General features: G+C 68.7%; 3 protein-coding genes and 1 pseudogene. All 4 read left to right on the plus strand.

Annotated features, from left to right (window positions below; all coding sequences use genetic code 11):
• Positions 1-832: tetratricopeptide repeat protein (locus tag ABT367_RS41135; protein ID WP_352259069.1), on the plus strand; the 832-nt coding region annotated here is incomplete at its 5' end.
• Between the two features lie 213 nt (positions 833-1,045).
• Complete coding sequence (gene ald, locus ABT367_RS41140) at positions 1,046-2,161, plus strand: alanine dehydrogenase (protein WP_352259071.1); 1,116 nt, start codon at positions 1,046-1,048, stop codon at positions 2,159-2,161.
• Positions 2,162-2,572: 411 nt separating this feature from the next.
• On the plus strand, positions 2,573-3,718 hold the full coding sequence (locus ABT367_RS41145; RefSeq protein ID WP_187815743.1) for a ParA family protein: 1,146 nt from the start codon (positions 2,573-2,575) through the stop codon (positions 3,716-3,718).
• Positions 3,703-3,924, plus strand: a pseudogene (locus ABT367_RS41150) (hypothetical protein); the annotation flags it as partial. The gene ABT367_RS41145 and the pseudogene ABT367_RS41150, both read left to right, overlap by 16 nt.

The following is a 3,924-nucleotide window of genomic DNA, read 5'->3' on the forward strand; positions in this document are numbered from 1 at the left end:
GAACCCCGCCGCCGCCGCGCAGTGGCTGCGGCTGCGCCAGCCCGCGCTGCTCGCGTCGGCGCGGCTCGCGGTCGCCGACGGTGAACTCGACACGCTCGCACGGCGGTTGATGGCCGCGCTCACCCGCGCGCTCGTGGCCCACCGGGGCACTCAGGCGGCCGCGCCCGAGCTGTACGGAATCCACACGCTGGTCCTCGATGTGGCCGCGCGGCGCGAGCTGCCGCGCGAGAAGGCGGCCGCACTGCTCAATCTCGCCGACCTGGACGCGCAGACCGGCCGCACCCAGGAGGCGCTGGCCCGCTACCGGTCCGCGCTCAACACCGCGCGCGCCGCCTCCGACCCGTATGCGACCGGGCGCGCCATGGAATCCATCGGCGGCGCCTACCAGGAGCTGGGGGACTGGCACCGGGCCGCCGACTGGTTCGGACGGGCCCTCGCCCAGCGGCTCGCGCGCGACGAGCGCGCCGAGGTTTCGCGCCTCTACGGGCGACTCGGGACCGTGCACACCTATGCGGGCCAGTACGGCGAGGCGCTGCGCAGCTGGCGCTCGGCCGCGGCCGGCTATCGCAAGGAGGCCGATGTGCCTTCGTATGCAAGGGCGCTGAGCGAGATGGCCCGGGTGCAGGAGTACGCGGGCCGGCCCGAGGAGTCGCTGCACACCTGCCGGCAGGCGGTGGAGTGGGCCCGCAAGGCCGAGGACGTACGGCTTCAGGCCGCCCTGCAGGTGCGGCTCGCGGACACCCTGGACCGGCTCGGGGACAGCGCCGCGGCCGGCCTGCACAGGGCCGCCGCCGAGCGCATGCTGGGAGAAGAGCTGCACGGAGCGCAGTAACCGGGCGGTGTTGTGGGTGGCTGGAGCCGATGGCCTACGAAATCCGTAGTGCATTCAGATCAGATTGAAGCTTTCAAAGGCTAGACAGCGAGACATCCTTCATTAGACTGGCTCCGCCGCCTACTTCTGCGGCCTCTGCCCGGTGCGCTCTCTGCGTTCGGGTTCGTGCGTCTATGCCCGTGAATTTCCCTGAGTCAAGGACCGTGATCGACGATGAAGGTCGGCATCCCCCGCGAGGTCAAGAACAACGAGTTCCGGGTGGCGATCACCCCCGCCGGCGTGCATGAGCTCGTACGCCACGGCCACCAGGTCTTCATCGAGCACGACGCCGGTGTCGGCTCCTCGATCTCGAACGAGGAGTTCACCGCCGCGGGCGCGACGATCCTGCCGACCGCCGACGAGGTCTGGGCCACCGCCGATCTGCTCCTGAAGGTCAAGGAGCCGATCGCGGAGGAGTACCACCGCCTGCGCAAGGACCAGACGCTCTTCACCTACCTGCACCTGGCCGCCTCCAAGGAGTGCACCGACGCGCTCCTCGAGTCCGGCACCACGGCCATCGCCTACGAGACCGTCGAGACCGCGAACCGCGCGCTGCCGCTGCTCGCCCCGATGTCCGAGGTCGCGGGCCGCCTCGCCCCGCAGGTCGGCGCGTACCACCTGATGGCCTCCGCCGGCGGCCGCGGTGTGCTGCCGGGCGGTGTGCCCGGTACGCACCCGGGCAAGGCGGTCGTCATCGGCGGCGGTGTCTCCGGCTGGAACGCCACGCAGATCGCCGTCGGGCTCGGCTTCCATGTGACGCTGCTCGACAAGGACGTCAACAAGCTGCGCGAGGCCGACAAGGTCTTCGGCACCAAGGTGCGCGCGATCGTCTCCAACGCCTTCGAGCTGGAGAAGGCCGTCCTCGACGCCGACCTCGTGGTCGGTGCCGTGCTCATCCCCGGCGCCAAGGCGCCGAAGCTGGTCACCAACGAGCTGGTGTCCCGGATGAAGCCCGGAAGTGTTCTTGTCGACATTGCGATCGACCAGGGCGGCTGCTTCGAGGACTCGCACCCGACCACGCACGCCGAGCCGACCTTCAAGGTCCACAACTCGGTCTTCTACTGCGTGGCCAACATGCCGGGCGCGGTCCCGAACACCTCGACGTACGCGCTGACCAACGCGACGCTGCCGTACATCGTCGAACTCGCCAACCACGGCTGGGTGGAGGCGCTGCGCCGCGACCCCGCGCTCGCGCTGGGCCTCAACACCCATGAGGGCCAGGTCGTTTACGGTCCCGTGGCCGAGGCGCACGGCATGGAGCACGTCGAACTGAGCAGGCTGCTCGGCTGAACCGAGCCCCGTTCCCGGTTGATCGGTCAACGCCCCGCGTCAACCTGACGCAGACGGCCGGACCTTGTTCGCAAGGTCCGGCCGTCCGCGTTCCCGGTGTGTATCCGGTCACTTTGCGAGAGACGATCAACTCGCCTCGAACGTAACTGTTTAACCGTTTCGCACACCCGTGAAACCAGTCGACGCGTCCCCATACGCCCTCGGTCCACCCTTGACAGGCGCCTGTTCCTTTGCCGACACATCGGGCCGGGTCCGGCGGATTGTGTTGCTGCGGACCGGTGACACGCCATAGAGTCGCCAACCGTCGGCATGGTGTCACGCTGACCTATCGATAAATGTTCCTGGTCACCCAAGGAGGTAAGACGACTTGTGAATGAGTCGACATTTACTCCCGGGGGTGGCCAACCAGGAATGCCTGCGCAGGAGTCGGGCCCCTCTGGGTTCGAAACTGTCGGCGCTGTCGGCTCAGTCGCCGTAAGAACCTTCGCGGAGCGACAGAACACGCAGCGCCCCACGCAGACGCTGAACGCCCACCAGAGCATGGATGGCCATCAAGTGAACGCCATGGCCGGCGACCGGAGTGGTGAGACCCCGACGCACTTCGCCGACTACGACGAACTGCCCGAGGGGCACTTCTACGACCCCGACGCCGAGTACGAGCCCGACCCCGAATACGCGGCCACACTGGCCCCGGACGCTGCCCGCCAGCGCCGGGAGCGTATCGGTCCGACGGGACGGCCGCTGCCGTACTTCCCGATCCCGGGTCCGCTGACGGACCACGGGCCCGCGAAGATCATCGCGATGTGCAACCAGAAGGGCGGCGTCGGCAAGACCACGTCGACCATCAACCTGGGTGCGGCGCTCGCGGAGTACGGACGGCGTGTGCTGCTCGTCGACTTCGACCCGCAGGGTGCGCTCTCGGTCGGTCTGGGTGTCAACCCGATGGAGCTCGACCTCACCGTCTACAACCTGCTCATGGAGCGGGGCATGGCGGCCGACGAGGTGCTCCTGAAGACCGCGGTGCCCAACATGGACCTGCTGCCGAGCAATATCGACTTGTCGGCGGCCGAGGTGCAGTTGGTGAGCGAGGTCGCGCGCGAGTCCACGCTGCAGCGTGCGTTGAAGCCGCTGATGCAGGACTACGACTACATCGTGATCGACTGCCAGCCCTCGCTCGGTCTGCTGACCGTGAACGCGCTGACCGCCGCGCACAAGGTGATCGTGCCGCTCGAGTGCGAGTTCTTCGCGCTGCGCGGCGTCGCGCTGCTCACCGAGACCATCGAGAAGGTGCAGGAACGTCTCAACCCCGACCTGGAGTTGGACGGCATCCTCGCGACGATGTACGACTCGCGCACGGTGCACAGCCGTGAGGTGCTCGCGCGCGTCGTCGAGGCCTTCGACGATCACGTCTACCACACGGTGATCGGGCGCACGGTCCGCTTCCCGGAGACCACGGTCGCCGGTGAGCCGATCACGACGTACGCCTCCAACTCCGTTGGTGCGGCCGCCTATCGCCAGCTCGCCAGGGAGGTGCTCGCCCGGTGTCACGCCGAGTGAGTCTGCCGGGGGCCGACGAACTGTTCCGTACGACCGGAGGCATGGCGCTGCAGTCGTCGTCTCCGCGCAAACCGACGAGCAACGGTGAGGCGCGGGTGCCCGCGCCGGCCGGCGAGAGCGACGCGCCGACCGCGCCCGCTTACGGGCGGCGGAAGTGTCCGACTTGGCCGCACCCTTGCCCCGCGGCGCGTCCTCGGCGGACTGCT

It is taken from the genome of Streptomyces mesophilus, from assembly GCF_040300965.1.
Lineage (GTDB): Bacteria > Actinomycetota > Actinomycetes > Streptomycetales > Streptomycetaceae > Streptomyces > Streptomyces mesophilus_A.

Coding starts and splice junctions, on each gene's coding strand:
- ald (WP_352259071.1), top strand. CDS start 1,046: ATGAAGGTCGGCATCCCCCGCGAGGTCAAGAACAACGAGTTCCGGGTG.
- ABT367_RS41145 (WP_187815743.1), top strand. CDS start 2,573: ATGCCTGCGCAGGAGTCGGGCCCCTCTGGGTTCGAAACTGTCGGCGCT.